Annotated in this window: 6 protein-coding genes and 1 tRNA gene; 5 read left to right on the top strand and 2 right to left on the bottom strand. The window is 37.5% G+C overall.

Going from position 1 to position 6,540, the window contains the following annotated elements:
* The coding region (locus A3GM_RS0106045; RefSeq protein ID WP_026216139.1) for a carboxypeptidase-like regulatory domain-containing protein at positions 1-362 on the bottom strand (362 nt) is incomplete at its 3' end.
* Between the two features lie 795 nt (positions 363-1,157).
* On the opposite strand from A3GM_RS0106045, the gene greA reads away from it, so the two are divergent.
* Both greA and A3GM_RS0106035 read left to right on the top strand, forming a co-directional pair.
* Positions 1,158-1,625, top strand: a complete 468-nt coding sequence (greA, locus tag A3GM_RS0106040; protein ID WP_018362493.1) for a transcription elongation factor GreA — start codon at positions 1,158-1,160, stop codon at positions 1,623-1,625.
* Between the two features lie 31 nt (positions 1,626-1,656).
* Entirely contained in the window at positions 1,657-2,052 is a 396-nt protein-coding gene (locus A3GM_RS0106035) for an HIT family protein (RefSeq protein ID WP_009228587.1), read from the top strand.
* A gap of 183 nt (positions 2,053-2,235) precedes the next feature.
* On the opposite strand, the gene A3GM_RS0106030 is transcribed toward A3GM_RS0106035, so the two are convergent.
* Positions 2,236-2,309 (bottom strand) — tRNA-Asn (locus A3GM_RS0106030).
* A gap of 312 nt (positions 2,310-2,621) precedes the next feature.
* Between A3GM_RS0106030 and A3GM_RS0106020 the strand changes: the two genes are divergently transcribed.
* From A3GM_RS0106020 to glsB, 3 genes are all read left to right on the top strand, one after another.
* The gene (locus A3GM_RS0106020) at positions 2,622-4,277 is read left to right on the top strand and encodes a S41 family peptidase (protein WP_018362491.1); all 1,656 of its coding nucleotides are present in this window, start codon (positions 2,622-2,624) and stop codon (positions 4,275-4,277) included.
* Between the two features lie 347 nt (positions 4,278-4,624).
* Positions 4,625-5,443, top strand: a complete 819-nt coding sequence (gene glsA, locus A3GM_RS0106015; RefSeq protein ID WP_018362490.1) for a lyso-glycine lipid O-acyltransferase GlsA — start codon at positions 4,625-4,627, stop codon at positions 5,441-5,443.
* 60 nt (positions 5,444-5,503) lie between these two features.
* On the top strand, positions 5,504-6,508 hold the full coding sequence (gene glsB / locus A3GM_RS0106010; protein ID WP_018362489.1) for a glycine N(alpha)-acyltransferase GlsB: 1,005 nt from the start codon (positions 5,504-5,506) through the stop codon (positions 6,506-6,508).
* Positions 6,509-6,540: the final 32 nt, after the last annotated feature.

Raw genomic sequence — 6,540 nt, 5'->3', positions numbered from 1 at the left:
TCGGTTGCACCAGTAAACAATCGTCTGTCGGTTTTAGTCAAACCAGTTACCACAACGTCTGATAATACTTGTGCATCGCTTTTCAATAGCACTTTCATGTTGGTGGTTCCTTTAAGTGTTTGAGCCACCATTCCAATATAACTAATCGTTACTTTNGGATTACTTTCATTCACCGAAAGCGTAAATTTACCGTCAATGTCGGTCACAGTAGCTATCTTTGTGCCCACAACTGTAACAGTTGCACCAATAACTGGTTCGTTATCAGCGGCACCAATAACCACTCCCGAGACTTTTGTTTGAGCTAAAGCAGTTCCTAAACAAAGGAAAATGCCAGCTAAAAACACAGCTAGTCTTTTCTTCATAAAGTTTTCTTTCTATATGTTTCTAATTAATAAAGAATTGATTTTCTCTTTTTCTCTCATCTAATAAATATTCTTCATTGCTCTGCTCTCATCAAAACAACGAAAAACTAACATGTAAAGCAGTATAAAGTTACGATTTAAAACATTTCTATTCATCAATGCTTATAAACTCTTATATATGCTCAATTTCTCTCTGTTACAACACAAATGTAAGTCAATCGAGGGTATATTCCAAACAATAAGAATAATAGTGTCCTTATTTAAAGCATTTTTAACATTGTAGACCCTAAAAAAGTAAATTATAAGTGATATTGAACTAAAATGAGGAATAAATGAATATATATTTTATTTTTATTATAAATTGAAAGCACGAATAAAGTTATAGCATTTAACATTTCATCTTCTTGAGCGAAATTCGCACAAAACAAAACACCCACATAGCCCTAACACAACAGCTTCTATATATATAAATAGGTGAAAACCCATTTCAATCCTTTTACAACCGTCTAACCCTTAAAAGGAAGGAAAAGAGCCATTATATTTCAATTTATTGCATTTTTCGTTATTTTTCAAATATACTCGCAGTCTTATCAATTCCTCATTTACTCTTTAAAATGATTAATTTAATGCCTATTATTTGCTTTTCTTAAAAACAATGCCTATCTTTGCAAAACATATTTACAAAAGATTTTAATTACAATAAAATGAATTCCAGCACCCTCGAAGTAAGAGTGTTGGAATTCAAATTTTATTATTTAATCACAAGAGTATAAACCTTTAAATTATAAACGCATTATGGCTTACATGTCACAAGAAGGCTACGATAAATTAGTAGCCGAACTTAAGCACCTTGAATCGGTAGAACGTCCTAAAGCATCTGCCGCTATTGCCGAAGCAAGAGATAAGGGAGACTTAAGCGAAAACTCTGAGTATGATGCCGCAAAAGAGGCTCAAGCTCATTTAGAATCAAAGATTAATAAGATTAAAGTGTCTTTATCTGAAGCAAAGATTGTCGACACTTCTCTTCTTAGTGCAGACGCTGTACAAATTATGTCGAAAGTGGTTATGACCAACTTGGGTAACAATGCAAAGATGACTTACACCATTGTTAGCGAAAGCGAAGCCAACCTTAAAGAGGGAAAATTGGCTATCACTACCCCTATTGCACAAGGACTGCTCAACAAAAAAGTTGGAGACGAGGTAGAAATCAAGATTCCTAATGGCACAATCAAACTACGCATCGATGCTATCAGCATTGCTTAAACCTACGGTTTAACCTAAAACTCTAATTATTATGACTATTTTTTCAAAGATTATCGCAGGAGAAATTCCTTCACATAAGATTGCCGAGAACGATAAGTTCTATGCTTTTCTCGACATCAACCCAGTGGCATTAGGTCACACATTGGTTGTTCCCAAACAAGAAGTAGATTATATCTTCGATTTATCAGACGAAGATTTGGCTGCAATGAACGTCTTTGCAAAGAAGGTGGCACACGCCATTAAAACAGCAATGCCATGTATAAAGATTGGTGTTACCGTTATTGGTTTAGAAGTTCCACATGCACACATTCATCTTGTTCCTATGAACTCTGAGGCCGATATGAACTTTCATAAGCCCAAATTAACCCCTTCTCAAGATGAACTTGCACAAATAGCAGAAAAAATAAGAAACGCTTTCGAGAAATAAAAGTTTATTTTTTGAGAGCTATTAGATAGTCGCCTTAAACATAACAACATGGTGTTTAAGGCGACTAACTTTTTCTATCACACACTAATCTTTCCACCTCAATCCCCCATTCACACTGGGATTAAGCATAAAAAGGGATATAAAACAAAAAGAGTACTAAAGAAAAACCTTAGTACTCTTATGCGCTTCAAGATGGGCTTGAACCAACGACCCCCTGATTAACAGTCAGGTGCTCTAACCAACTGAGCTATTGAAGCATTGTTCTTAATTGCGATGCAAAGGTAATAGGTTTATTTTAATCTTCCAAATATTTTCCTTATTTTTTTCGATTTTGATGAAAAAAAATACTTTTACACGTGTTTTTCTTGCTTATTTTATGGTAAAAACGCTATCTTTGTATAGCAAATACTTATTAAAGAAGAATCTTCAACCAAAAGAAGTTTGTTTGGTAGCTAAGAAAAACGAAACACACACGTAATAAGAAATAAAGAACAAGAAACTAAATTGCCCTTTACCTTATTATAATAGCCTTATCCTAACAGGAAACTTCTTCTAAATTTATATTGAAAATGAAACGAATTGCATTTTTACTTGCAGTGCTCATTAGCACCTTTTCAATGGTTGCTCAAACCAACAACCACAGTAGTAAAGTGGCAAAAAACCTTGATGTGTTTAATGCTATTTATAAAAATCTCGACCTGCTGTACGTAGATACGCTCGACGCTAACGAGGTTGTAGGGTATGGAATCAATTCTATGCTGCACAGCTTAGACCCTTACACTGAATATTATACTAAAGAAAAGAACGACGAACTCAACACCACTCTCACTGGAAAGTATGCAGGTATTGGTGCACTTATTAAATATAACAATCAATTAAAGAATGTAGTTATCGACCAAGCTTATGCCAATACTCCTGCAGCAGAAGCGGGTTTGAAGAAAGGCGACATCATATTGAGTATCGACGACAAGCCAATGGCAGGCAAAGACAATAGCTATGTAAGCAATTCTTTACGTGGCGAGCCTGGCACTTCGTTTAAATTAAAGGTGAAACGCCCATCAACATCAAAGGTTCTTACATTTAAAATCACCCGACGTTCCATTCAACTTCCTTCTGTTCCCTATTATGGAATGCAACCAGGAAACATCGGTTACATAAAATATACATCGTTCACCGAAGGCAGTGCAAAGCAAGTTAGATCTGCTTTCATCGATCTAAAGAGCAAAGGTGCTAAGGGATTGGTACTCGACTTGCGTGGCAATGGCGGTGGATCGTTAGGCGAGGCTGTTCAAATTGTGAACATGTTCGTACCTAAAGGCATCACTATTGTACAAACAAAAGGAAAACTTCAACGTGCTAATGCCGAATATAAAACAACCGAAGAGCCTTTAGATACAGTTATGCCTATCGTGGTTTTAGTAGACGGCAACAGTGCAAGTGCGAGTGAAATTACAAGTGGTAGCTTGCAAGACCTCGACCGTGCAGTGATTTTAGGTACACGAACATTTGGTAAAGGACTTGTACAACAAGTGATTAACTTGCCTTATGGCGGACTAATGAAGCTCACAACAGGTAAATACTACATTCCAAGTGGGCGCTGTATTCAAGCTATTCGCTACAAACATAGCAACGGAGGACGTATGGAACACGTGCCCGATTCATTAACAAAGACCTTCTACACTCGTCTTGGTCGTGCCGTTAAAGATGGCGGTGGCATCACTCCCGACGTGGAAGTAAAGGCAGATTCTGTTCCAAACATTGCGTTCTATCTTGCAGGAGTACGTGACTCTAACGAGGTAATGTTTAACTATGAGGTAGATTATATTGCTAAACACCCCACCATTAGCAGTCCTGAAAAGTTCGTAATCAGCGATGCCGACTATCAAATATTTAAGGATAAGGTGATTAAGAGCGGCTTTAAATACGACGGAGAGACCTCTAAATATCTCGAAAACATCATTCGTTTGGCTAAGTTCGAAGGCTATTATAACGATGCTAAACCACAGTTAGAGGCTCTAAAAGAAAAGCTTCAACACAATGTGGCACACGACTTAGAATATAGCAAAACGTTTATTTCTAATCTACTTGCTAACGACATCGTTCAAGCATACTATTTCCAAGAAGGCGGAATTGTTCACTCTTTGCAACAAGACAAGCAATGGAAAAAGGCTGTTGAGTTGCTCAACAACCCCAAAGAATATAAAGATTTATTGAAGAAGAAATAATTTTCTAATCACTATCATTATCAGCCCGTTCGACAACTCACACAAGGTTGCGAACGGGTTGTTTTATTTTCGTTTTACAAAAGCTGTCTTTTCGCTCTGCAAAGTCAATGTTTTTACACTCCAATCTCAATGCTTTTGCTTGCTAAAAGTATTGCTTTTATCGCTCACTTCTCCCCCACTTCTCACTTACAAACAATGCTCACGTCCAACTCTATATGTGTAAAAAAATTAATTTAGTACAACCAAAGCGAACAAAAGGCTACAAAAATACGTCACAAAATCGCATTTTTAGAAAAAGAAATGTTATTTTTGCAAGTTGTTAGACTAGACTTCAAGAGAGAGAAAGCATGACAGAGAAGACAATAGATATCGACAAAATACTAAAAGAAAAGATGGGAGCGAAAGCGAAATTTGTACCCTCTTTCCTCGTAAGATATCTAAAACACATCATTCATCAAGACCAAGTAAACGCTTTTTTATACGAAAGTAGAGACAAAGTGGGCACACCTTGGCTCAAAGAATGTGTGAAATATCTCGACATCACACTCCAAATCAAAGGCGAAGAAAACCTTCCAAGCAAAGACGATGGAAAGCTTTATACCTTTGTTTCGAATCACCCTTTAGGCGGAATCGATGGAGTTGCACTCGGAAGTGTTATCGGTCAGCACTATGATAGTAATTTTCGTTACTTGGTGAACGACCTCTTAATGAACCTACCTGGATTGGCTCCGCTTTGCATTGCCATCAACAAAACAGGACAACAAAGTCGCAATTTCCCTGCAATGGTTGAAGAAGGTTTCAAGGGAAACAACCATATTTTGATGTTTCCAGCAGGACTTTGTAGCAGAAAAACGAACGGAGTGGTGCGAGATTTGGAGTGGAAAAAGACCTTTATAACCAAAAGTGTCGACACACAACGAGACGTTGTCCCCATCCATTTCGAAGGAACTAACTCGCCATTCTTCTATCGTTTGGCTAACATCTGCAAGATGTTGCACATTCCTTTCAATCTTGCTATGCTCTATCTTGTAGACGAAATGTATAAAAACGTTCATAAAACATTCACCATCACCATCAGAAAACCTATTCCTTGGCAAACCTTCGACAAGTCGAAAACACCATTAGAATGGGCGCAAGAGGTTAAGAAACGAGTGTACGAACTTTAATATCGCAACGCAATTCATTGCAACAACTACAACAGTAAATAAATTCTTCAAACAAAAATCATGGAAGAAGCCATCATAAATGCTATCGACAAAGAACTTTTAAGAAGTGAGCTTACGCCTGAAAAGCGTTTACGTATAACCAATAAAAGTCACAACGAGATTTATGTAATCACTGCACATACTGCTCCAAACGTGATGAAAGAGATTGGACGTTTACGTGAAATCGCCTTCAGAACGGCTGGTGGTGGCACAGGAAAGAGTATGGATATCGACGAATTCGATACCTGCCCCAACTGCTATAAACAGCTTATTGTGTGGAATCCAGAGGCTGAAGAGATTATAGGAGGATACAGATATTCGTTTGGAGAGGATTGGGAATTAGACGAAAAGACAGGTCAGCCAAAGCTTGCAACAAGTCACATGTTCCACTTTAGCGACCAGTTTATTAAAGACTATATGCCTTATTCGGTTGAATTAGGACGTTCTTTTGTGTCGCTCGAATACCAAAATGTACGCACTAACACTAAGAGTATCTTTGCATTAGACAATCTTTGGGACGGATTAGGCGCACTAACTGTTATCAATCCAAAGGTGAAGTACTTCTTCGGAAAGATGACCATGTATCCCTCTTACATCCGTTATGGTAGAGATATGATTCTCTTTTTCCTCAAAAAATACTTCGACGATAAAGAGAAGCTCATTGTTCCTACCAAGCCATTGAAGCTCGAAACCGATGAGAAAGTGTTTGAAGAGCTTTTCAATGCCGACTCTTTCAAAGAGAATTATAAGATCCTTAATCGAGAAATTCGACAAATGGGCTACAACATTCCACCTCTTATTAATGCCTACATGGGCTTAAGTCCTACGATGAAATTATTCGGAACAGCTATCAATAAGGGCTTTGGAGATGTTGAAGAAACGGGCATTTTAATTGCAGTAGACGAGATTCTCGAAGAGAAACGCATTCGACATATCGACAGTTTCATTGCTGCCAATCGCAATAGTCTTGAAATTACGAGCGGCAATAACAACGTTATATACAAAGAAAAAGAGAGCAAAGAATAGTTTATTCCTTGCTCTCTTTTTGACATAAGTGG

The sequence above is a fragment of the Hoylesella nanceiensis DSM 19126 = JCM 15639 genome (assembly GCF_000379965.1).
Classification (GTDB): Bacteria; Bacteroidota; Bacteroidia; order Bacteroidales; family Bacteroidaceae; genus Prevotella; species Prevotella nanceiensis.
Note: the sequence above shows the minus strand (reverse complement) of the source record. Positions and strands in the feature narration are given on the sequence as shown.

Bases quoted from the DNA above. Each gene is read 5' to 3' on its own strand.
- greA (WP_018362493.1), top strand. From the start codon at position 1,158: ATGGCTTACATGTCACAAGAAGGCTACGATAAATTAGTAGCCGAACTT.
- A3GM_RS0106035 (WP_009228587.1), top strand. From the start codon at position 1,657: ATGACTATTTTTTCAAAGATTATCGCAGGAGAAATTCCTTCACATAAG.
- A3GM_RS0106020 (WP_018362491.1), top strand. From the start codon at position 2,622: ATGAAACGAATTGCATTTTTACTTGCAGTGCTCATTAGCACCTTTTCA.
- glsA (WP_018362490.1), top strand. From the start codon at position 4,625: ATGACAGAGAAGACAATAGATATCGACAAAATACTAAAAGAAAAGATG.
- glsB (WP_018362489.1), top strand. From the start codon at position 5,504: ATGGAAGAAGCCATCATAAATGCTATCGACAAAGAACTTTTAAGAAGT.